This window comes from Allomuricauda sp. F6463D (genome assembly GCF_023015965.1).
Taxonomy (GTDB): domain Bacteria; phylum Bacteroidota; class Bacteroidia; order Flavobacteriales; family Flavobacteriaceae; genus Flagellimonas.
Map to the genome: position 1 here is coordinate 102,120 of NZ_JALKAN010000005.1, position 21,980 is coordinate 124,099.

Annotated in this window: 21 protein-coding genes; 11 read left to right on the top strand and 10 right to left on the bottom strand. The window is 41.0% G+C overall.

Annotated features, from left to right (window positions below):
• Nucleotides 1–38 precede the first annotated feature (38 nt).
• The 5 genes from MWU56_RS16280 to MWU56_RS16300 all read left to right on the top strand — a co-directional run bounded on the left by MWU56_RS16280 (nt 39) and on the right by MWU56_RS16300 (nt 4,773).
• Entirely contained in the window at nt 39–1,190 is a 1,152-nt protein-coding gene (locus MWU56_RS16280) for an ABC transporter substrate-binding protein (protein WP_247046387.1), read from the top strand.
• Nucleotides 1,191–2,222, top strand: a complete 1,032-nt coding sequence (locus MWU56_RS16285; protein ID WP_247046390.1) for a FecCD family ABC transporter permease — start codon at nt 1,191–1,193, stop codon at nt 2,220–2,222.
• On the top strand, nt 2,222–3,001 hold the full coding sequence (locus MWU56_RS16290; protein ID WP_247046392.1) for an ABC transporter ATP-binding protein: 780 nt from the start codon (nt 2,222–2,224) through the stop codon (nt 2,999–3,001). The genes MWU56_RS16285 and MWU56_RS16290 overlap by 1 nt, the downstream gene beginning before the upstream one ends.
• A gap of 61 nt (nt 3,002–3,062) precedes the next feature.
• On the top strand, nt 3,063–4,397 hold the full coding sequence (locus MWU56_RS16295) for a DNA recombination protein RmuC (RefSeq protein WP_247046394.1): 1,335 nt from the start codon (nt 3,063–3,065) through the stop codon (nt 4,395–4,397).
• A gap of 10 nt (nt 4,398–4,407) precedes the next feature.
• Nucleotides 4,408–4,773, top strand: coding sequence for a 6-phosphogluconate dehydrogenase (locus tag MWU56_RS16300; RefSeq protein ID WP_247046396.1), 366 nt, complete (start codon nt 4,408–4,410; stop codon nt 4,771–4,773).
• Between the two features lie 47 nt (nt 4,774–4,820).
• Here MWU56_RS16300 and MWU56_RS16305 read toward each other — a convergent pair whose 3' ends face one another.
• Complete coding sequence (locus MWU56_RS16305; RefSeq protein ID WP_247046399.1) at nt 4,821–5,219, bottom strand: endonuclease domain-containing protein; 399 nt, start codon at nt 5,217–5,219, stop codon at nt 4,821–4,823.
• A 55-nt stretch (nt 5,220–5,274) separates the two neighbouring features.
• Between MWU56_RS16305 and MWU56_RS16310 the strand changes: the two genes are divergently transcribed.
• The gene (locus tag MWU56_RS16310; RefSeq protein WP_247046401.1) at nt 5,275–5,820 is read left to right on the top strand and encodes an acyl-CoA thioesterase; all 546 of its coding nucleotides are present in this window, start codon (nt 5,275–5,277) and stop codon (nt 5,818–5,820) included.
• Here MWU56_RS16310 and pgl read toward each other — a convergent pair.
• Nucleotides 5,801–6,526, bottom strand: coding sequence for a 6-phosphogluconolactonase (gene pgl / locus MWU56_RS16315; RefSeq protein ID WP_247046477.1), 726 nt, complete (start codon nt 6,524–6,526; stop codon nt 5,801–5,803). The genes MWU56_RS16310 and pgl overlap by 20 nt on opposite strands.
• A 100-nt stretch (nt 6,527–6,626) precedes the next feature.
• Entirely contained in the window at nt 6,627–8,159 is a 1,533-nt protein-coding gene (zwf, locus tag MWU56_RS16320) for a glucose-6-phosphate dehydrogenase (RefSeq protein ID WP_247046403.1), read from the bottom strand.
• Between the two features lie 166 nt (nt 8,160–8,325).
• Between zwf and gndA the strand changes: the two genes are divergently transcribed.
• The 5 genes from gndA to MWU56_RS16345 all read left to right on the top strand — a co-directional run bounded on the left by gndA (nt 8,326) and on the right by MWU56_RS16345 (nt 14,857).
• Complete coding sequence (gndA, locus tag MWU56_RS16325) at nt 8,326–9,735, top strand: NADP-dependent phosphogluconate dehydrogenase (protein WP_247046405.1); 1,410 nt, start codon at nt 8,326–8,328, stop codon at nt 9,733–9,735.
• Between the two features lie 19 nt (nt 9,736–9,754).
• Nucleotides 9,755–10,606: a ChaN family lipoprotein gene (locus tag MWU56_RS16330; RefSeq protein WP_247046407.1), complete on the top strand. Its 852-nt coding sequence runs from the start codon at nt 9,755–9,757 to the stop codon at nt 10,604–10,606.
• Nucleotides 10,607–10,694: 88 nt separating this feature from the next.
• On the top strand, nt 10,695–12,716 hold the full coding sequence (locus MWU56_RS16335) for a S9 family peptidase (RefSeq protein ID WP_247046409.1): 2,022 nt from the start codon (nt 10,695–10,697) through the stop codon (nt 12,714–12,716).
• A gap of 134 nt (nt 12,717–12,850) precedes the next feature.
• Complete coding sequence (locus MWU56_RS16340) at nt 12,851–14,113, top strand: DUF819 domain-containing protein (RefSeq protein WP_247046411.1); 1,263 nt, start codon at nt 12,851–12,853, stop codon at nt 14,111–14,113.
• 42 nt (nt 14,114–14,155) lie between these two features.
• Nucleotides 14,156–14,857, top strand: coding sequence for a DUF4369 domain-containing protein (locus MWU56_RS16345; RefSeq protein WP_247046424.1), 702 nt, complete (start codon nt 14,156–14,158; stop codon nt 14,855–14,857).
• Here MWU56_RS16345 and MWU56_RS16350 read toward each other — a convergent pair.
• The 7 genes from MWU56_RS16350 to MWU56_RS16380 all read right to left on the bottom strand — a co-directional run.
• Nucleotides 14,854–15,126, bottom strand: a complete 273-nt coding sequence (locus MWU56_RS16350; protein WP_247046427.1) for a hypothetical protein — start codon at nt 15,124–15,126, stop codon at nt 14,854–14,856. The two genes, MWU56_RS16345 and MWU56_RS16350, sit on opposite strands and share 4 nt — an antisense overlap.
• A gap of 28 nt (nt 15,127–15,154) precedes the next feature.
• A complete protein-coding gene (locus MWU56_RS16355; RefSeq protein WP_247046429.1) occupies nt 15,155–16,123 on the bottom strand; it encodes a type I phosphomannose isomerase catalytic subunit in 969 nt (322 codons plus the stop codon).
• A 1-nt stretch (nt 16,124) separates the two neighbouring features.
• Nucleotides 16,125–16,532: a 6-pyruvoyl trahydropterin synthase family protein gene (locus MWU56_RS16360; RefSeq protein WP_247046437.1), complete on the bottom strand. Its 408-nt coding sequence runs from the start codon at nt 16,530–16,532 to the stop codon at nt 16,125–16,127.
• Nucleotides 16,529–17,062, bottom strand: a complete 534-nt coding sequence (gene idi / locus MWU56_RS16365) for an isopentenyl-diphosphate Delta-isomerase (RefSeq protein ID WP_247046443.1) — start codon at nt 17,060–17,062, stop codon at nt 16,529–16,531. The genes MWU56_RS16360 and idi overlap by 4 nt, the downstream gene beginning before the upstream one ends.
• Before the next feature lie 56 nt (nt 17,063–17,118).
• Complete coding sequence (locus MWU56_RS16370; RefSeq protein ID WP_410548951.1) at nt 17,119–18,072, bottom strand: type IX secretion system membrane protein PorP/SprF; 954 nt, start codon at nt 18,070–18,072, stop codon at nt 17,119–17,121.
• A gap of 1 nt (nt 18,073) precedes the next feature.
• Complete coding sequence (locus MWU56_RS16375) at nt 18,074–20,101, bottom strand: gliding motility-associated C-terminal domain-containing protein (RefSeq protein ID WP_247046451.1); 2,028 nt, start codon at nt 20,099–20,101, stop codon at nt 18,074–18,076.
• Nucleotides 20,102–20,123: 22 nt separating this feature from the next.
• Nucleotides 20,124–21,980: hypothetical protein (locus MWU56_RS16380; protein ID WP_247046453.1), on the bottom strand; the 1,857-nt coding region annotated here is incomplete at its 5' end.

The window sequence follows — 21,980 nt, forward strand, 5'->3', positions numbered from 1 at the left end:
CTTTTTTTGTAAAAATTAAATAATCTTACTTTTGATCCATGGCAAAAACACAACAATCAATTTTAGTACTCGCTGTCCTTTGTATTTTTATGATAGGGTGCAAACAAGATAAAAAAGCGCGCTCTGAACGAACCCAACAACCAACATCCACAATAAAACATGCCACAGGATTTACAGTAAAAAAAGAGACTAATTTCACTGTGATAGAGGTAACTGCCGCTTGGCCGGGGGCAGATAACTTTAAATATGCCCTGATTCCAAAGGAAAAACTGCCTTCCATTACATTTCTTCAAGGGGAATATGACGCCATCATTGGAACGCCAATAGAAAAAGTAGTACTCACCTCCACTACCCATATCGAGCCACTCAAACAACTTGGGGAGCTCAATTCGATTGTTGGTTTTCCAAATACAGATTATATCTCGACCCCAGAAGCAAGAAGGCTTGTGGAAAACGGACAAATTAAAGATTTGGGGATGAACGAACAGCTCAATACGGAAATGGTGCTCGAACTCAACCCAGAACTCATCATCGGATTTAGCATAAATGAGGAAAACAAGGCGTACGACATTATTAAACGAGCAGGAATACCAGTGATCTATAATGGTGATTGGGTAGAAAGTAGCCCATTGGGCAAAGCCGAATGGATTAAATTCTTTGCGCCGTTTTTTAAAAAAGAAAAACGGAGCGATAGTATTTTTAAAGCTATTGAATCTTCTTATACACAAGCTAAAGAGCTGGCAAAAAGAGCAAACTCAATACCAACAGTCATTACTGGAGGGCTTTACAAAGATGTTTGGTACGCAGCAGGTGGCTATAGTTGGATGTCACAATTTTTAAAGGATGCCAATGCCGATTACCTATGGGCCAACACTACGCAAACGGGAAGCATAGGACTGAGTTTGGAATCTGTTTTGGAAAAAGCGCAAGATGCGGAATTTTGGTTCAACCCTTCCTCGCAAACGTCCTATGATGAATTGGGCAGTGTAAACACCCACCATCAACAATTTTCGGCTTTCAAGAATAAAAAAATATACTCCAACGCCATTGAAAAAGGTGAAACAGGGGGGCTTATCTTTTATGAAACGGCCCCATACAGACCAGATGTGGTTTTGAAAGATCTCGTTAAAATATTACATCCGGAACTGTTACCGGACCATCAACTGCAATTCATAAAACCATTGAACTAAATGGAAAACCCAAGATCATATCGGTTTTCTTTTGTGCTTTTGGCATTAGCCTTGCTTTTGTCGTGTCTATTAAATATTAGCTCAGGTTCAGTTTCCATTCCCTTTGCAGATGTTATTTCCTCTCTACTAGGGAAAAATGCCCAATTGGCCACATGGGATTATATTATCTGGGATTATCGAATGCCCAAGGCATTTACCTCTATTTTGGTGGGTGGAGGACTTTCTTTGAGCGGACTTTTAATGCAGACATTGTTCCGAAACCCATTGGCCGGGCCATTTGTACTGGGAATCAGTTCGGGTGCCAGTTTGGGCGCCGCATTATTGTTGATGGGAACTTCCATGCTGGCCGGGTTCACATCCTTTTCCTTTATAGGTGACGTTTCCCTTGCGATTGCTGCCAGTATCGGTAGTTTCTTGGTGCTAGCTGTGGTAATGATCGTAGCCCAGCGTGTAAAGGACACCATGGCATTGTTGATCATTGGATTGATGTTTGGGAGCATAACCTCCGCCATTGTAAGTATTTTGGCCTATTTTTCCAGTGCCGAGAGCCTCCAACGTTTTATTTTTTGGTCTTTTGGAAGTGTGGGCAACCTCTCCACTGATCAGTTGTTACTGTTAGCGGCAATAGTGGTCATCGGAATTTTGCTCAGTATTGTTTCCATTAAATCATTGAATGCCTTTTTGTTGGGAGAAAACTATGCGCGAAGCCTAGGGGTATCCTTAAAAAAGTCGAGGCTGACCATTATTATTGCGACCGGATTATTGGCCGGGGGAATTACCGCATTTGCAGGACCCATTGCTTTTGTTGGATTGGCCGTTCCACACCTTACCCGGCAAATATTTGATACAATGGAACACAAAATATTGATTCCTGCCGTAATGTTGTACGGCGGCATTTTAATGCTCCTTTGCGATACCTTGGCACAATTACCCAACTCTGCCAGTGTATTACCGATCAACGCCATCACATCCTTGGTCGGGGCACCCGTGGTGATATGGCTTTTGGTACGTAAACGAAAAATGATGTTCTAATGGCAGATGGCAACAGAAACATATTGTCCGTACAAGATTTGAATATTGGATACGATTCGAAAGCGGTAGCAAAGCATATCAGTTTTGAATTGGAAGCAGGAAGCTTATGCGGTGTTGTTGGTATCAATGGTATTGGAAAATCAACATTGTTGCGGACTTTGGGTGGATTTCAACCCAAATTATCTGGGAAAGTTGTACTCCATCAACAAATTCTGGAAAATCATACATCATCCAGTTTATCCAAAAAGCTCAGTGTCGTTTTAACAGAGCAACCAGCGTCCAAGAATCTGACCGTTCAAGAATTGATTGCCTTGGGAAGACAACCCTACACCAATTGGTTGGGCTCTTTATCTTCAAACGATAAAGAAAAAATCCAAGAAAGTCTGGATGCCTTTTTGTTGGAAGAACTGCGGCATAGAAAATGTCACGAACTTAGCGATGGACAGTTACAACGTGTACTTGTGGCACGCGCCATGGCACAGGACACCCCGTTGATCCTTTTGGATGAACCCACAACCCATTTGGATCTGTATCACAAAGTGCAAATCCTAAAAATGCTTCAGGAGTTGGCGCACAACAAACAAAAAACCATTCTCTTCACTACGCACGAAATTGATTTGGCCATTCAGTTATGTGACCGCATATTGATTTTGGATGGAAAAAACAATCCTTTTGGCAACCCTTGTGAGCTTATAGAACAAAAACATTTTGACCATCTTTTTCCTTCGGAAATGGTACAGTTTGATGCAAAAACTGGCACGTACAAAGTGAATAAGTAAGTTTAATTTCCATTTCGGCATCAATCGGAATCCGTTATCTTTATCCTTCATAAACTTTTACATGAGCACTGAACTTATCTATGTAATTATCGGTATCATCACTTTGGTCATTGGCCTTTTTGCCGGAATGTACATCCAAAAACTAAAAACCAAATCCACAGAAAGTGTTTGGGGCGAGCGGGAACAGCAATTAAACACTACTATCAAATCACTGAACGATAAATTGTTGCTCAGCGATGAGGAGCAGAAACAGCTTCAGCAGGAAAAAGAACAGCAAAGCAACCAATTGGTTAGGTACCAGTCGGATTTAGAGCATCTACAGCTCAAAAACAAAGAGCAAAAAGAAGAGGTGGAAAAGTTACAAGAGAAATTCACTAAAGAATTTGAAAACTTGGCCAACAAGATTTTGGACGAAAAAAGTGAAAAATTCACCAAAAGCAACAAAGAGAATATTGAAAATATTTTGACCCCACTCAATAAAAAAATCAAAGAGTTTGAGGAAAAAGTTGAAAAATCCCAAAAGGAGAATATCAGTATCCACTCTGCGCTAAAAGAACAATTACTCACTTTGCAGACCCAAAACCTAAAAATCACCCAAGAAGCAGAAAACCTGACCAAGGCGTTAAAAGGAGACAGCAAAATGCAGGGGAATTGGGGGGAATTGGTATTGGAACGGGTGCTGGAAAAATCTGGATTGGAAAAAGACAGGGAATACAGTGTACAACAAAGTTTTAAACGTGAAGATGGCACAAGAGTATTGCCCGATGTGATCATTCATCTTCCCGATGGAAAAAAAATGGTGGTGGATTCCAAGGTTTCCCTAACGGATTACGAACGATTCACCAATGCTGAGGAGGACGACAAGCCCAAGTTTTTGAAAGACCACATCAATTCATTACGAAGACATGTGGAACAACTCTCTTCCAAAAAATACGAGGACCTTTATGAAATGGAGAGTCCTGATTTTGTGCTGATGTTCGTGCCCATTGAACCTGCGTTTGCCGTTGCCATAAACGAAGATGTGTCGCTGTACAACAAAGCGTTCGAACAAAATATCGTTATCGTGACCCCATCTACCCTACTGGCCACACTAAGGACAATAGATTCTATGTGGAGTAACGAGAAACAACAACGTAATGCTATTGAGATTGCCCGCCAGGCCGGTGCCCTATACGATAAGTTTGAAGGCTTTGTGACCGATCTTACCAAAGTGGGAAAAAAAATGGATGAAGCCAAAAACGAGTATCGTGGCGCAATGAACAAATTAGTAGAAGGACGCGGAAACATTGTCACTTCCATTGAAAAATTGAAAAAAATGGGAGCCAAAGCAAAAAAATCATTGCCAGAACCTATCCTAAAACGTGCCCAAGAGGACGAATTTGAGGAACTAAACTAAAAAACTATCCATGAAAAAATTCCTTGCCATATTTATAACTGCGGTCATTTTCGGAATTGTCGGTTATTATACATTCATCTATTACGTACCTTACAGCCAAGGGTATCGCTCAGGAGAACTCATCAAATTCAGTAGAAAGGGTGTAGTAGTAAAAACTTGGGAAGGACAGATAAGTCAAGGCCTATCGGGGACCAACGTATTTTCTTTTTCTGTAGAGGACAAGGATAAAGAGATTATCGAAAAGATGAAGGAATACCAAGGACAGTACATCAAAATATCGTACAAAGAGCGCTATGGCACTTTTTTCTGGTTGGGCGACACCAAACATTTTATCACTGAGGTCAAATCCGAAAAATCACCGATTTTTAGAAATTAAATAACATACCCCTAGCCCCTCTATATAGAGGGGAAATAGCCTCCCTCCTAGGAAGGAGGGATTGAGGGAGGTGTATTTTCGCTTGCCTCAAACATAAAGATATACTCTTCAATCGCACGCAAAACGTTATCCATATCCCTTAAAACTTGTGTGTCCGAAAATCGAAGTACATGGATACCAAGTTCGTTTAACCTATTTGTCTTGACGGCATCCTTTTCCCAAATTTCTTCAAGTTGATGCGAATATCCATCCACTTCGATAGCCAATCTTAGTTTGTTACAGAAAAACTCCACAATATATTCATCAATAGGTTTTTGTCTGTGAAAATCGTATCCGTGTATCTGGTCAAGTTTTAACTTTTGCCACAAACAAACCTCTGACTTTGTTGCATTCCTCCTAAGTTCCCTTGCAAGTTCCTTTAGCTTTGGATTATATTTGATAATCATTTTGCAAGTTTGTTATTTCCTTTTAAAAAATGGTTCTATAAAACTCCAACAAAATATGAAGAAATTCAAATCATCCCGAGAAAGTAGAGTTTCCATTACCCAGCTCATGCTACCCTCCCATTCCAATTTTGGAGGCAAGGTACACGGCGGACATATTCTCAACCTTATGGATCAAATAGCCTTTGCCTGCTCCTCCAAACATTCACAGAGTTATTGTGTGACTGCTTCGGTGAACCGGGTGGACTTTTTAAATCCGATTGAAGTGGGAGAGCTCGCCACCTTAAAAGCATCCATTAACTATACTGGAAAAACCTCCATGGTGGTCGGAGTAAGGGTCGAATCTGAAAATGTGACTACCGGAGTAGTAAAACATTGCAACTCTTCCTATTTTACCATGGTTGCCAAAGGAGAAGGTGGTAAAAACAAAACAATACCTGGCCTTATTTTAAAGACCAAGCAGGATATCCGCCGTTTTGCGCGTAGCAAAGAACGAAAACAATCTGCGTTCAAGCGTGATAGCAAATATGAATCCAACAACTTTAAGGTAAACGAATACTTGGAGTTTTTGAAAGGTGAAAATGTTAAGATGGATTTTGATTAAGCCTTGAAGCTGCTTCCTCATCCAAAAACCATACTAAATTTCCCGATGATGGATTTACCAAAGACGCCGGATATTTCTTGTACCCATTTGTTTGCTCAATAACAGCTTCCACTTTTTCCGCCTTGGATGCTCCCGTGACCAAAAAAGCTACTTCCTTGGCTGTATTAATGACTTTTCCGTTTATGGAAACTCTTTTCTGTCCCGATTCAGGGTGCGTAGCTACTACACAATGGTCCTCGGAATTCCATAGTTCAATCTCATGGGGGAAAATGGATGCCGTATGCCCATCATTCCCCATACCTAAAATCACAAGGTCAAATTGCGGAACACCCTCTACGCTATCTGTATCGATTTCCAATAGATTGGCGTAGCGCATAGCTTCACCATTAGGGTCTTTTTCCCCCATTATCCTATTGATGTTATTTTTTGGAACCTCTATTTTGGAAAAAAGGTGTTCAACCGTCATTTTATAATTGCTTTCATCATCGTTGGGAGGAACACATCGTTCGTCCCCCCAATAAAAATGTACTTTGTTCCAATCTACTTTATCTGAAAATTTTTCAGCCAATACATCAAAAACTATTTTTGGCGTGCTCCCTCCGGACAACGCCACGTAAAAGCTATTCCTACCTTTCAGTTTATCCACAAAATAGCTGGAAAATTTTTCGGCAACTTCTTGTTTGTCCTTATATATTTTTAATTCCATCATAAATTAGTTTTGGTTCTCGACTTTTCCTTCGACCGGGTTCAGGATGACATCTCGAACAGAGAATTGTTCAATGCCAATTGCTTATTGATAATAGTTTTTAGCAAATCACGCAATAACCAGGATCGTCTGCTAAATTTTCACTTGGATTGCGCCAATAGCCGTCATCTTCAATTAGGTTATCTGCATTTTCGGGTCCCCAAGCTCCCGCTCCATAACCATACATGCGAACATCCTCTCCATTTTTCCAGTAGTTAAGAATGGGATCAACAAATTCCCAAGCTGCTTCCACCTCATCAGCACGGGCATACAAGGTTGCATCTCCCTGCATGGCATCCAACAACAAACGTTCATATGCTTCCATAACATAGGTTTCGGCCAAACTGGAGTAGTAAAAATCCAAATTGGCACGTTCCACCTTGAACCCTTGACCCGGTACTTTGACCCCAAATTTGATTAATATTCCCTCATCGGGCTGGATACGGATAATTAATTTATTGTCCATTTCCTGCATTTCGGAACCTTTAAAAATTTGATGATGGGGTTTTTTAAAATGAATAACGATCTCCGTTACCTTGGTGGGCATCCGCTTTGCCGTCCTCACATAAAAAGGCACGCCATGCCAGCGCCAATTATCCACATAGAATTTTATCGCAGCGTAGGTTTCAGTTGTTGAATTTGGGTCCACCCCATCCTCTTCCCTATATCCCTTTATTTTTTCGCCCTCAATTTTGGACGAAACGTATTGCGCACGAATGGTATTTTCAAAAAGTTCCTTTTCATCACGCATTATCCGTAATGATTTTAAGGCCTTTACTTTTTCGTTTCGAATCTCCTCTGCCTCCGCACCAATCGGTGGTTCCATCACAACCAAAGAAACAATTTGCAAGAGATGGTTCTGGAACATATCACGTAGCGCTCCGGATGTATCATAATATCCCCCACGTTTTTCTACACCCACACTTTCTGCATTGGTAATCTCCACATGTTGAATATAATTACGGTTCCAAAGCGGTTCAAAAATGCTGTTCGAAAACCGGGTCACCAACAGGTTCTGAACGGTTTCCTTGCCCAAATAATGATCAATCCTGTAAATCTGGTGCTCCTTAAAATATTGATGAAGTCCCGTGTTCAATTCTTTGGCAGTTTCCAAACTGTATCCAAATGGTTTTTCCACCACCAAACGCTTCCATCCATTGTTTTGGGTGTTCATTCCTGCATCGGACAGATTATGCGCAATTGTTTCATATAATGTTGGTGGGGTGGACAAATAGTAAATAATATTTCCCGACGTATTATTTTTCTCTTTTAAGGCTTCCACCCGCTTGCGCAAGTGCTTATAATCCGTATCATAACTGTCCCCTATATCTTCATAGTGAAGTTTGTCCGCAAAGTTTTTTAATTTATTTCCTTCGAGATTGTTGGTTTTTTCCTTTAAATATTCACTTTCATAAACCACACGATCCCGAAACGCATCATCGGAAAGGTCGCTTCTACTAACTCCAAGAACAACAAAATTTTCTGGCAACTGATCGGCCAAAAATAGGTTGAATAATGAAGGTATTAGCTTTCTAGATGTCAAATCACCGGATGCCCCGAAAATTACAAGCATCTGATTATCCGTCTTTTTCATAGTAATATAAGTTTCTGGCAAGTTGTACCCTAAATGATCAAGCCTTTGTTCGATATGGTATCATTATCTTTGAGCATCACGAAGATAAGGTTTATTTTAGGTTCATATTTCAAGCAACAAAACCTTAAAGTTGAATTGATATCAAAAGGAAGAATAAAACTTTGTAATGGCAGATACGTATGATTTTGGCCTTGTGGGCCTTGGAGTAATGGGGCGTAATTTTATCCTAAATGTAGCCGATAATGGTTTTACCGCATTTGGAAATGATTTGGATGAAGAGAAAGTACATGCATTGATCAATGAAGGAGGGAATCCCGCAAAAGTGAACGCCACTACCGACGTGAAAACTTTTGTACAATCATTGACCTCCCCAAGAAAAATTATGTTATTGGTACCTGCAGGGAAAATTGTGGACAGTGTAATCGAAGGATTACTGCCCCATTTGGACCAAGGCGATATCATAATCGATGGAGGAAACTCCTTTTACACGGATACCGACCGCCGTGAAGCCTATTTAAAAGAAAAAGGAATCAATTTTTTTGGAGCAGGAGTGTCCGGAGGTGCCGAAGGAGCACGCAAAGGCCCGAGTATCATGCCCGGAGGTTCCAAAGCAGCATATCAGCACGTAAAACCAATTTTTGAGGCGGTTTCCGCAAAATATAAAGGAGAGCCATGTGTTGCTTATTTGGGTCCAAAATCTGCTGGAAACTATGTGAAAATGGTACACAACGGCATTGAATACGGTTTGATGCAGTTAACCTCTGAGATTTACGACCTACTCAAAAAAGCGGGCGGACTTACCAATGAAGAGCTTCATAAAACCTATACGCAATGGAATGCTGGTCGTTTACAATCCTTTTTGGTAGAAATCACCTCGGAAATCTTTGCCCAAAAAGATGATCTCACGGACAACGACCTTGTGGATATGATTCTGGATAAGGCAAAGCAAAAAGGGACTGGAAAATGGACCTCCCAAAATGCCATGGATTTAGGAATTCCAGTACCTACTATTGATATTGCGGTGAGCATGCGGGAAATATCCGCTTTAAAATCCGAACGTATCAAAGCCGACGAATTGTATGATCGTCCTACCCCAAAAACAGTGGACAAGGACGATTTTACCGTAAAAGCGGAACAAGCACTATATTTTGCCTTTATCATCACATATGCTCAAGGCATGCACCAGTTGGCCGATGCCTCCAAAGAATATGGCTACGAACTGGAACTGGGTGAAATCGCCAAAATATGGCGTGCAGGCTGTATTATCCGTGCCGCGATGTTGGCCGATATTACCGAGGCCTACCAAGCTGATGAAAATTTACAGAACTTGTTGCTATCCCCTTCTTTTGTGGAAAAAGTACAGGACACAGTGGATGCTGCACGGGAATTGGTAAGTTACGGAGCAGCTAACGGCATTCCATTGCCCGGACTTTCCAATGCACTTACGTATTTTGATGCCTATACAAGTAGCCGTTTGCCGTTGAACCTGATTCAAGCGCAACGTGATTACTTTGGTTCGCACACCTACGAGCGATTGGACCGTGATGGTATTTTCCATACGGAGTGGGAGAAGTAAAATTTCAAATTAGAATGTAGTGAAACAATATATACTCCTTATAACCCTATCCCTTGGCCTTTTGACCATTTCAGCCCAAAAAGCCCCCTACGTCATTTACAACGCCAAAGGCAAAAAGGTTTCGTACAAAAAAATGCTGAAGACTTTAGAGAAAAAGGATATGGTATTGTTCGGAGAGCTGCACAACAACCCCATTGCGCATTGGTTGCAGTACGAGCTTACAGCCGACCTCCATACCAAACGTTCATTAATTCTAGGGGCAGAAATGATCGAGGCAGACAACCAAAACGAACTCAATGACTACTTATCGGGAAAAATCGATTATAAAGCTCTGGATTCCACTGCTCGGTTATGGAACAATCACAAGACCGATTATGCTCCATTGGTGGATTTTGCAAAAGACAACAAGCTTGATTTTGTAGCCACCAACGTTCCTAGACGCTATGCGAGTATGGTATACAAAGGAGGATTTAAAACTCTAGACTCACTCCCAGCTAAAGAAAAAGAATGGATAGCACCATTGCCCATTACTTACGATTCCGAATTGCCGGGTTATCAAAACATACTAAAAATGATGGGAGACCACGGCAGTCCCACTTTGGTGATGGCTCAGGCCATAAAAGATGCGACCATGGCACATTTTATACTTCAAAATTATAAGGAAAACTCATTGTTCATACATTTCAACGGAGCCTATCATTCTAATAACTACGAAGGAATTTTGTGGTATTTGCAATTCGAACGACCCGATTTGGAATATGGTACTATAACTACCGTAATGCAAGAGAACGTTCATACATTGGAGGATGAAAATATTGGACTTGCAGATTTTATCATCAGTGTGGACGAAAATATGACGACCACGTATTAACACATACAGCTTTTCATTTATTTAAAAAGGTTGCGACTCCTAAGTAGGAAATAAATTACTTATTTTTAGGACACAAATTCGTAACCCTATGAAAAAAATACTCAGTACACTTTTACTTTTTATTGCCATTAGCCCTTTGGGTTTTGGCCAAGTGCAATCCAATCTGGAACTATTGGATATCTTTAACATGGAATTTGTTTCCGATCCGCAAATTTCCCCAGACGGGTCCAAAATCATCTATGTTCGAAATTTTAAAGATGTGATGACGGACCGCAATCTATCCAACCTTTGGATCGTGAATTTTGACGGCTCCAACAACCGGCCATTAACAACCGGCAACCAAAATGATTTTTCACCCAAATGGTCTCATGATGGAAAAAAAATAGTTTTCAAATCCAATATGGCCGATAACAAAACGAAGCTCTATTTGATGTGGTTGGATACCAAGGAAACCATGGCATTGACCAATACACCTCAATCACCTAGATCCGTTTCCTGGTCCTATGATGATAATTTTTTGGCCTTTAATATGTTTGTACCAGAAACTAATAAGTCCATTATAAAAATGCCAGGGAAACCTGAAGGCGCCAAATGGAACAATCCTCCAAAATATATTGATAAAATAAAATATCGTGGTGACGGAGCTGGATACTATAAAGGAGGTAATACGCAACTGTTTACTCTACCGGTAAGTGGAGGAACGCCCAAGCAACTTACATTTTCTGAGTTTGACCACGGTAGTCCTATTTGGTCCAAAGATGGCAGAAAACTCTTTTTCAGTGCCAACTTCCACAAAGACGAAAAAATGGAGCCTGCCGATAGTGAGGTTTATACCATTAATGTCAATGATGGTGAAATTACCCCATTAACTGATCGTTATGGCCCTGATGGTAGTCCCCTTTTGTCTCCTGATGGTTCCAAAATTGCATATTTAGGTTATGATGACAATCTTAAAGGTTATCAAATCACTAATTTGTATGTAATGAATACCGACGGTTCTGGTTCACAATTAATAACAGGGGGTTTTGACAGAGATGTTGAAGACATGGCCTGGAACAGTAAAGGAAATGGATTTTATTTTATTTATACGGACCAAGGCATGGGAAAATTGGCTTCGATGAGTATGTCCGGCAAAGTGAACGACATTACGGACGGATTGGGTGGTCTTTCTTTAGGTAGACCCTACAATGCTGCTAGTTTTTCGGTCTCTTCCAATAACAAATTTGCATACACGTTGGGAGACACAAGCCATCCTTCGGATTTAGGAGCGGCAGATACTAAAAACACCAAACGCTTAACAGCTTTAAATGATGACCTTTTCTCCTTTAAAAAATTAGGAAATGTAGAGGAAATGTGGTGGGAGTCCTCCTATGACCAACGAAAAATACAAGGATGGATAGTAACACCTCCAGATTTTGACCCGTCCAAAAAGTATCCGATGATTCTCGAGATTCACGGTGGGCCGTTTACCAGTTACGGAGCTGTTTATTCTGCCGAGATTCAGGCATACGCAGCAGAAGGTTATGTAGTGCTCTACACCAACCCGAGAGGAAGCACCAGTTATGGTGAGGAATTCGGAAACTTGATACACCATGATTATCCCAACCATGATTACGAGGATTTAATGTCCGGTGTGGATGCTCTTTTAGAAAAAGGCTACGTGGACGAAGATAATCTATTTGTTACCGGTGGCTCCGGCGGTGGAGTGCTTACCGCTTGGATCGTTGGTAAAACGGACAGATTCAAAGCTGCCGTAGTGGCCAAACCCGTAATCAACTGGACCAGTTTTGTACTTTACGCCGATAATGCACAATTTTTCTCCAAATATTGGTTCGGCAAAAAGCCATGGGAAGATCCAGAAAACTATTTTAGACGCTCCCCCCTTAGTTATGTGGGCAATATAACCACCCCTACTATGCTTTTGACAGGAGAAGAAGATTACCGAACCCCCATTGCAGAATCGGAACAGTTCTACGCTGCCCTAAAATTGGAAAATGTGGAAACTGCCATGGTTCGTATTCCCGGGGCAGGACATGGCATCGCCAACAAACCCAGCAATTTAATTGCCAAAATCGCAAGTGTTTTGGCTTGGTTTGATAAGTATAAATGATAATAATTAATAATCGACATGCATATCATGAACGGTCCATGATATGCATGTAACGATTGCTAAAGAAGTGAACTACATGCCTCCATCCTCCTAAACGTTTTACCTATATTTGGACTTTTAGTTTATAACAAAATATGGACCAACTACCTTTAACCAACGATACCGTAATTTTTGGGTTGCTATGCCTTTGCTTAGGTTTTGTTTTTTATACCTCATCCATAAAAACTGGATTTTGGGCGAAATTCTATCGCTTGGTCCCCACACTATTAATGTGCTATTTATTACCGGCCATTTTGGCCAGTGTAGGTATTATTGACGAATCATCGTCCAACACTTATTTTGTAGCTAGTAGATATCTTTTGCCTGCAGCTCTAATTTTAATGACTCTAAGTATAGATCTTAAAGCAATCTTAAACTTGGGTTCCAAAGCTTTAATCATGTTTCTGACAGGAACAGTGGGCATCGTTATTGGTGGTCCTATCGCTATATTGATTGTTTCAATTTTCTCCCCAGAAACCGTAGGCGGTGTTGGCCCAGATGCGGTTTGGAGAGGTCTTGCCACAATCGCTGGAAGTTGGATAGGTGGTGGTGCGAACCAAGCTGCCATGCTCGAGGTTTTTCAGTACAACCAAGAAAGCTATGGAGGTATGGTACTTATCGATATTGTGGTTGCCAATTTATGGATGGCCATAATTCTATTGGGCGTGGGTAAAACCAAAAAAATAGATCGTTGGCTCAAAGCAGACACTTCGTCCATAGAGGAGCTCAAGGAAAAAGTATCTACCTACACGGAAAAAATCACAAGGGTGACCACCTTGAACGATTATATCATGCTATCATTTTTTGCCTTTGCAGGAGTAGGCATTGCACACTTTATTGGTCATCATTTTTCGATTTTTTTACAGAACAATTTTGAAATAGTCCGTAACCCTGAAAAAATATTATCCTCCTTAAGTTCAGAATTTCTTTGGATGGTGGTTTTTGCCACAATGATTGGAATTGGGCTTTCTTTTACCAAGGCTAAAAATTATGAAGGTGCGGGTGCAAGTAAAATAGGCGGTCTTTTCATCTATATTTTAGTGGCTACCATTGGCATGAAAATGGATCTGGGCAAAGTGATGGAAAATCCAGGCCTTATCGCAATTGGATTGGTATGGATCAGTATACATGCCGGTTTGCTAATTCTGATGGCCAAAATTATAAAAGCACCTTTCTTTTTCTTGGCGGTAGGAAGTCAGGCCAATGTAGGTGGTGCGGCCTCTGCACCGATTGTCGCAGCTGAATTCCATCCTTCATTGACCTCTGTGGGTATTTTGTTAGCGGTTTTCGGGTATGTTGTAGGTACCGCCGGGGCATATTTATGTGCTTTGTTGATGGAAGTCGCATCAAATGTTTAATTATTTTCAGAAGATTATGCATATTTGCCCAGCAAAAATTTTATGATGAAGCGGATTTTATTTGTATTGCTAGTTGGATTTACTGTATTCTCCTGTGAAAAGAGTACCGAAAACACCATGATCGTTAATGGAAACATTAAAGGATTGAAAAAAGGAACCCTCTATTTGCAACAATTTAAAGATTCTACACTTTCCGTGTTGGATTCATTGGAGATAAAAGGAGATGGTGCATTTAGTTTTTCTACCGAGGTGAATGAGCCAGAAATATTTTATCTCTACTTAAAAAAAGAGGACAACAATGATATAAACGACAGAATCACCTTTTTTGGGGAATCGGGCAATATAGTTATCAATACTGCTTGGAACACTTTTGATTCGAATGTTGAAATTTCAGGATCAAAATCCCACAAAAAACTTTTGGAGTTTTATGATATGGTTTCCAAGTTCAACATAAGGGAACTGTCGTTGGCACAACAAGCTTCCTTGCCCCAATTACAAGAAGATTCTATTGCACTGGACTCTTTGCAGCGTTTACTTAACCAAAACACTATAAGTCGTTATAGATATGCTCTTAACTTCGGACTCAATAATGGTAGTTCCTACGCAACCCCTTATATTATGTTAACAGAGGCCAGTGAAGCAAATCCAAAATATTTGGATTCCATTTATAAAGGATTGGCTCCCGAAGTAGCTGCATCTAAATACGGAAAAGAATTTAAAGCATTTTTGGAAAAATCCAATTAAGCTTCAAGATTATTGAGCTGCTCAACCAATTTGGTGGCTTTCTCCTCTAATTCGGTACGGATGGTCCTGAAATGGGATTTAGCATTGTCTACCTTTTTTTGGTTGATTTTGTCCATGAGACTGTCGTAGACCTCAATTGCTTCATCAATAATTACCGTCCCTTCTTCAGATTCTTTGTTTCCAGAACCGGCTTCCCAAATGTAAACAGCTTCAATAATATCACCCAAGATAAAATTGACGTCTTTTTTTAAATCACGAATACTCGGCATAACACGGTTGTTTTGTTTAAAGATACCATTAAATGGTAACTTCTAAAAGTTTAACTTGTTGGGTGTCAACAGTAACAAAAGTACTTGATGCAGAAATAAGAACTGTTTCCCCTTTGTTTATGGGCGCACTCCCCCAATCATTATTAATTGTGGCCGATCCAGCTACGCACATATAAATGCTAAAAGAATCTCTATCCGATAAATCTTGTTTCATGGACTCGGACAGTTCCATAATATTTGTTTTAAAGTATGGACAGTCCACCATTGGGTTGACCATATCTTTTTGTTTTGGGTAATCTATTTTAAAATCGTCCTTCTTTTCGTAATCAATGGCATCTACTGCTAAACTGGTATGCAGCTCTCGCAGATTACCATCTTTATCCCTACGATCAAAGTCGAATACCCGATATGTAATATCCGACGTCTGTTGAATTTCTGCCAAAAGTATTCCTGCACCAATGGCATGAATTTTACCTGTATTTATGAAATATGTATCGCCTTCTCCTACCTCTTCATAATTCATCAAATCCGTCAAAGTTCCCTCTTCAATGCTTTTTACATACTCTTGCTTTTCCACATCTTTATTAAAACCAACGATTAGTTTGGCTCCTGGATCTGCATCCATAATGTACCACATTTCTGTTTTTCCGAAGGAATTGTGTCGTTCTTTGGCCAAATCATCATTGGGGTGCAATTGTATTGAAAGGTCTTGTTTAGCATCTATAAATTTGATGAGAATAGGAAATTCTTTCCCAAAACGTTCCACTACACTTTTGCCCAAAAATGCTTCTGATTGACCATCTATTAAATCTTGAAGGGAAGTACCCTCTAAGTTTCCATTGGATACTTGGGATATATCTCCCTTAACTCCGGAGAGTTCCCAGCTTTCACCGGTTATATCGCTTTCAATTGGTTTATTTAAAACATCTTTTAGTTTGGTACCGCCCCACAGTCTTTCCTTAAGAATGGGTTTAAATTTTAAAGGGTAAAATTTCATGTTATCCAGTATAGGTTACAAAATTTCTAGGAGTTTCATAAAGCACTACCTCCAACTCCTTATTATTATCTATGTGGGGTCTTAGTCTATTCCATATCACAACGGCTATGTTTTCGGCCGTGGGATTCAACTTTTTAAATTCTGGAACATCAAGGTTCAAGTTTTTATGATCCAGTGCTTCTTCAACATATTCCTTGATCAACTCCTTCAGGATTTTAAGATCCATAACAAAGCCTGTTTCTGGATCAATCTCACCAGTGACGCTAACAATAAGATCATAGTTATGGCCGTGATATTTTGGATTGTTACATTTTCCAAAAACCTCATTGTTTTTTTTGTCGTCCCAGTCTGGTCTAAATAATCTATGGGCCGCATTGAAACTTGCTTTCCTACTAGCCTTTACTTTCATTGTACTGGGGTATTTTCTGTGATATAGTTAAAGAAACGTTCAAAAATAATTTTGAACCATGCGGTGTAATTTTCAGGATTCTCCGAAATATCCGTTTTTATATCCATGGGATGCATCCATTTCCAGTCGGCCACTTCTTCAGGATTGATATTGGGTTTATTTTCAAAATGCCCTACCATTACATGATCGAATTCGTGTTCCGTAAGTCCATTGTCAAAAGGGGCTTTATATATAAAACTGAAAAGTTCCTTAAGTTCGGTGGTAAATCCCATTTCTTCCATGAGTCTCCTTTTACCTGCATCTATGTTACTTTCCCCTTCCCTTTGATGACTACAACAGGTATTGGTCCATAACAATGGTGAATGGTATTTATCCTTTGCTCTTTGTTGAAGCATGGTTTCTCCCTTGGCATTCATCACAAAAACAGAGAATGCTCTATGGAGCAACGCTTTTTCATGGGCTTCCATCTTGGGCATTAGTCCAATGGGCTCGTCCGTTTCATTTACTAGAATCACATTTTCCTCTATCATGTGGTAAAAATATGACCTTTGCAACAAATTACAGGATGTAGATGTTTAATTTCTTCCTAAAAGAAACGAGGAGATTTCAAATTTCCAATATTTCTGATGAAATCATATCTCAGAATTATTTCAAATGAACCATCGTTAAATGTTGCCGCTCCCAGCTCCGTTATTTCACGATCGTACGCTAGGCCTAACATAAGTTGGTCGGATAACATAAAACCAAACATACCACTAAAGGCAGCGTCCCATCGGTAAGCAACTCCACCTATAAATTTTTCGTTGAACATAAAGTTGGCAGAAAGATCAAGTTGTAAAGGGGCTCCTTGGACGGCTTTGGTCAACAGGGTAGGTTTAAATTTTAAAAATGGATTTAGGTCCCAAACATAACCTGTTATAAGGTAAAGGTTTATTTGTTCTTTTGCCGTGGATACGGAAGATGAATCAAAATGGGTGGTCTCTAAAATTCGAGGAGCCGAAATACCCGCATAGAACCTATCTGTATGGTAGTATACACCTGCCCCGATATTTGGGGAAAATTTATTTTGAATGTCCTGTTGTGATTGTAATTGTGGGTCTATCTCAAATTCATCAAGTTCAGAATAACGTATATCCAACATATGAGCACTGGCCTTAAGTCCAAAACTCAATCTACCCTCCCAACCAGTCTGGATGGTGTAGGAAAAATCTACGTCAAAGTACGTTTCAGAGGTTGGACCTATTTTGTCGTTTACAATGGACAATCCTAGACCTACACCACGATATCCCACTGGTGTATGCACGTTTAGCGTTTGTGTCTCCGGTGCACCGTCAAGCCCCAACCATTGGTTACGATAAAGGGCAGCTATACTCAAATGTCCTCTTGAGCCTGCATACGCAGGATTAACGCTGACCGTATTGTACATATATTGGGTGTACTGTGCATCCTGTTGCGCCTGCATGCTGCCATACCCAAGAAAAGCTAGGGTAAACAACCATAGAATTTTTCCTTTAAAAATCTTTTTATTCACAGTGACCAATTTATCTGTTAATATATATGTAGCCTGTCAGCTGTTTCATGTTTCCTCCTTCATCCCCATAATCTATCACATAGAAATAGGTCCCAACGGGCAACTTATTGTCCTGATCTACGGTAACTCTACCTTGGGAAGTTCCATCAAATATATTTCCACTGGTATCATAGGCCCTGGTTTGGAATACCAACACACCCCATCTATTATAAATTCTAACCGTATTGTCAGGGAAGTTTATAAGTCCCCTAATCTCTAGAGTATCGTGTATACCGTCACCATTTGGTGTAATTACATTGATTACATCAACAACCTCTTCTTCCACGGTGGACTCGCCTAGGTCGGGGTCTAGATAATTAGGTATACCATTGTCATTGGAATCATCATTAGCGTAATTTCCATCTCCATTGAGATCCTCATCTATGGTTTCTATACCATCATCGTCATCGTCAGAATCCCTAAAGTCAGGTATGCCATCACCATCGGTATCGGGCAAGTCGGAACTAGGATTGTTTATTTCGTCATTAACATCTATATCTATAACTGTTTCCCCTTCGTAACCATCATCCAGACCATCGTTATCTTTGTCAGATCCGATAAATTCAACATCTGCAATTCCATCTTGGTTGTAATCGTGTCCCTCTATGGCATCGGGGACATTATCATTATCACTATCATCATCCACATAATCGGGAATACCATCACTATCAGAATCAATAGGAATCAATCCTACGTTTCCGTCGTTTTCATAGGCATCGTCCAAACCGTTACCATTGGCATCGACCATACTTGGTGCAATGTAACCCAATGCTAGTTGTGCCTCTACATTATCTGGTATTCCATCATTATCACTATCAATGTCCAAATAATCGGGAATACCATCTCCGTCGGTATCCGTTGGATTTGTTGATGGATCATTATCTCCATCAATATTCAAATCTTCAAAACTATCTACAATGCCGTCATTATCACTATCTAAATCACCTCCGAACGTATTGACTATTATCGTAATCGTGGCCGTATCACAATTTCCATTGGTATCACAGACGGTATACTGAAAAGAATCCGTTCCATAAAAATCTGCATTTGGCACATAGGTAATATCATCGTCGGACGGATTGTTTACCGTTCCATTATCGTTTAAAACAATTGTTCCGTTGGACGGGTTCGTAGTGGATATAGAGCCTGTTGTAGGTATATCATTATCATTGGCCCTCCATGAAACTATAACATCCGTATCAATATCTGTGGACACTGAATCATCATTGGTATCAACAATTGGAAGAATATCAACAACTACTGAGGCAGTACTACAATCTCCAAATGCGTTACAAATGGTATAATCAAAACTATCACTACCATTAAAATCTGGGGATGGTGAATAAGTTAAAATATCGTCGCTCGGATCATTTGGAGTTCCGTTATCATCAATAGTGACCTCTCCTTGAGATGGGTCAGTAGCTATTAAAGTACCCTCTGTAGGTAAATCTGAATCATTATCGAAAATTGGTACTATTACAGATTCATCTTCATTTACAACAATCAAATCATCCATCAAGTTAGCGGCTTGGCTCATACAAACTACAGTAAATCGTGGCAGATCAGTACTATTGCCCAATTTAGTTATAGTAGCTACGTATCGCATCACAGTTTGGGTACTTGTTACCGTTGGTCTGGTTTGGTCTCCGCTCAATGCAGGACTCCAGCTAACCGTGGCTCCAGAAGGAATACTGGCCGAAATATCCAAAATCACCTCGTTGTTTGGTGCTTCGCAATCGGTAAGAATAAAATAACCCGTTGCATTGAAACCACAAAGCGTACCATCGTAAGTAGCAAAGTATACACCAGGTTGGGTAGCTTCATAAAATGAATTGGTTCCCAAAACCGTTGCGGTATCCGATGCTTCATACCATTGGTAGTTGTTCTCATCTCCAGTATTTGGTGCTTGTAGTAAAAACTGTGCACTTACAAAGTTTATTCCTAGAAAGAAAATAAACAGTCCAATGACTAAAGACTTATATGAGGGGTTTGATTTCAAATTTATTTGTCTTTATTCATTATTATTTTACCACAAACACTACATTGATCAATGCATTATAATCGGCTGGTTGACCAATAATATCATAAGTCAATTCACCATTGGCATCAATACTCATGTTGCTAAAAACAGTTGGATCTGCATAAGTAACATAATAATATAAGTCCGTAGCGCTATACGTTGGAATTGCTGCCGGAGCTCCTGTGCTTGAAACTGTTGGACTGCCATATTGCGCAACATATTGGGCATATAAATCTACAGTACGACCTGTACCATTAGTCGAGGCATCAATAGCTATGGAAGGTGGATAAAATATTCTCGCAGCTTTGGAAACTATTGGTGACATTGCTTGAATAGCCCCCTCGACAGTAGTTTCTGAACTACTATCACCATCAACATCAACTGATGTGTCGAGCCCAACGTCTGAGGCAGATTGATCTATATTTAAATCTGCCAAGGCAACCTGAAGAGTGCCATCACTATCTTCCAATTCAAGATTGGAACCGTTTACCTCAAAACGAGTGTTTATCTCGTTGGCAGGGTCCGAATCCGCATCGTCAGTGTCAAGGGCCGCAAGTTCCGCGTCCGTGGCAAAGGTTCCGTCAAGATCCACTCCAGTGGCTCCGGTAACCGCATTGGTCAGTTCCAAGGTGGTACCGCTCAAGGCAATATCGGACAGTTCGTTCTCAGGGTCTGAATCAGCATCGTCCGTGTCAAGGGCCGCAAGTTCAGCGTCCGTGGCAAAGGTTCCGTCAAGATTTTGGCTCAACGTACCGCCTGCATCCGTGACCTCGATGGAGGTACCATTTAGCGATATACCCGTGTTGTATTCGTTCGTGGGGTCTGAATCTGCATCGTCAGTGTCAAGGGCGGCAAGTTCAGCGTCCGTGGCAAAGGTTCCGTCAAGATTTTGGCTCAACGTACCGCCTGCATCCGTGATCTCGATGGAGGTACCATTTAGCGATATACCCGTGTTGTATTCGTTCGTGGGGTCTGAATCTGCATCGTCCGTGTCAAGGGCCGCTAGCTCCGCGTCCGTGGCAAAGGTTCCGTCAAGATTTTGGCTCAACGTACCGCCTGCATCCGTGACCTCGATGGAGGTACCGTTCAGCGATATCCCCGTGTTGTATTCGTTCGTGGGGTCTGAATCGGCGTCGTCCGTGTCAAGGGCAGCTAGTTCCGCGTCCGTGGCAAAGGTTCCGTCCAAATCAACCCCGGTGGCTCCGGTAACCGCATTGGTCAGTTCCAAGGTGGTACCGCTCAAAGCGATATCGGATAGTTCGTTCTCAGGGTCTGAATCTGCATCGTCAGTGTCAAGGGCCGCTAGTTCAGCGTCCGTGGCAAAGGTTCCGTCCAGATCAACCCCGGTGGCTCCGGTAACCGCATTGGTCAGTTCCAAGGTGGTACCGCTCAAAGCGATATCGGATAGTTCGTTCTCAGGGTCGGCATCAGCATCGTCAGTGTCAAGGGCCGCTAGCTCCGCGTCCGTGGCAAAGGTTCCGTCCAGGTCAACCCCGGTGGCTCCTGTAACCGCATTGGTCAGTTCCAAGGTGGTACCGCTCAAAGCGATATCGGATAGTTCGTTCTCAGGGTCTGAATCTGCATCGTCAGTGTCAAAAGCATCAACATATGCTTTTGTTACGGCATCGCTTGCGGCCGTTGGGGCTCCAAGTCCGGTCAGAACCAATCCGTTGGCATCGTTGCCATCGGTAAGCACTTCCTCGATGTTCTGTATCTCGTTCGTGGCGTCGGTGTCACCATCAGCAGCAATATGGTCTGCTATATCCGTTGCATTAGTTCCAATGTTGGTAGTGTTCGTTGCTATGTCACCCGTATTCGTGGTGATATCCGAAGCGTTGTCGGCTATGTCCGAAGCGTT

Excerpts from the sequence above, each read along its gene's own strand:
- MWU56_RS16280 (WP_247046387.1), top strand. The coding sequence starts at position 39 with ATGGCAAAAACACAACAATCAATTTTAGTACTCGCTGTCCTTTGTATT.
- MWU56_RS16285 (WP_247046390.1), top strand. The coding sequence starts at position 1,191 with ATGGAAAACCCAAGATCATATCGGTTTTCTTTTGTGCTTTTGGCATTA.
- MWU56_RS16290 (WP_247046392.1), top strand. The coding sequence starts at position 2,222 with ATGGCAGATGGCAACAGAAACATATTGTCCGTACAAGATTTGAATATT.
- MWU56_RS16295 (WP_247046394.1), top strand. The coding sequence starts at position 3,063 with ATGAGCACTGAACTTATCTATGTAATTATCGGTATCATCACTTTGGTC.
- MWU56_RS16300 (WP_247046396.1), top strand. The coding sequence starts at position 4,408 with ATGAAAAAATTCCTTGCCATATTTATAACTGCGGTCATTTTCGGAATT.
- MWU56_RS16305 (WP_247046399.1), bottom strand. The coding sequence starts at position 5,219 with ATGATTATCAAATATAATCCAAAGCTAAAGGAACTTGCAAGGGAACTT.
- MWU56_RS16310 (WP_247046401.1), top strand. The coding sequence starts at position 5,275 with ATGAAGAAATTCAAATCATCCCGAGAAAGTAGAGTTTCCATTACCCAG.
- pgl (WP_247046477.1), bottom strand. The coding sequence starts at position 6,526 with ATGGAATTAAAAATATATAAGGACAAACAAGAAGTTGCCGAAAAATTT.
- zwf (WP_247046403.1), bottom strand. The coding sequence starts at position 8,159 with ATGAAAAAGACGGATAATCAGATGCTTGTAATTTTCGGGGCATCCGGT.
- gndA (WP_247046405.1), top strand. The coding sequence starts at position 8,326 with ATGGCAGATACGTATGATTTTGGCCTTGTGGGCCTTGGAGTAATGGGG.
- MWU56_RS16335 (WP_247046409.1), top strand. The coding sequence starts at position 10,695 with ATGAAAAAAATACTCAGTACACTTTTACTTTTTATTGCCATTAGCCCT.
- MWU56_RS16340 (WP_247046411.1), top strand. The coding sequence starts at position 12,851 with ATGGACCAACTACCTTTAACCAACGATACCGTAATTTTTGGGTTGCTA.
- MWU56_RS16345 (WP_247046424.1), top strand. The coding sequence starts at position 14,156 with ATGATGAAGCGGATTTTATTTGTATTGCTAGTTGGATTTACTGTATTC.
- MWU56_RS16350 (WP_247046427.1), bottom strand. The coding sequence starts at position 15,126 with ATGCCGAGTATTCGTGATTTAAAAAAAGACGTCAATTTTATCTTGGGT.
- MWU56_RS16355 (WP_247046429.1), bottom strand. The coding sequence starts at position 16,123 with ATGAAATTTTACCCTTTAAAATTTAAACCCATTCTTAAGGAAAGACTG.
- MWU56_RS16360 (WP_247046437.1), bottom strand. The coding sequence starts at position 16,532 with ATGAAAGTAAAGGCTAGTAGGAAAGCAAGTTTCAATGCGGCCCATAGA.
- idi (WP_247046443.1), bottom strand. The coding sequence starts at position 17,062 with ATGATAGAGGAAAATGTGATTCTAGTAAATGAAACGGACGAGCCCATT.